Genomic DNA, 245 nt, shown 5'->3' with positions numbered 1-245 from the left:
GTATCGTGCCAGTTGAAGACAACATCGTCATTCCGGGCGCTCCGTCCACCGAGCCTCCCGCCGTCGAAGAACCCACCGCTCCGCGTGAGCCGTTGCCGCCCAAGCCTGACCAGCAAGGGCCGGAGGCCGTGTCCCCCACGGGAAGCCCCACCGGGGCGCCGGCCACCTCGCGCGCCCAGTCCGGCCAGTACCTGACCACCGCCCAGGGGCTGCGCCTGGGTGACACAGACCATTCACTCAAAGCC

1 pseudogene is annotated in these 245 nt (G+C 69.8%); it reads left to right on the top strand.

What is annotated here, in order from left to right:
- Window positions 1–5 precede the first annotated feature (5 nt).
- Window positions 6–245: pseudogene (locus ACU18_RS19040) on the top strand (catalase HPII); the annotation flags it as partial.

Source organism: Arthrobacter sp. ZBG10 (genome assembly GCF_001238605.1).
In the GTDB taxonomy this organism is placed as follows: domain Bacteria; phylum Actinomycetota; class Actinomycetes; order Actinomycetales; family Micrococcaceae; genus Arthrobacter.
This window is presented reverse-complemented; position numbering and strand designations above follow the sequence as displayed.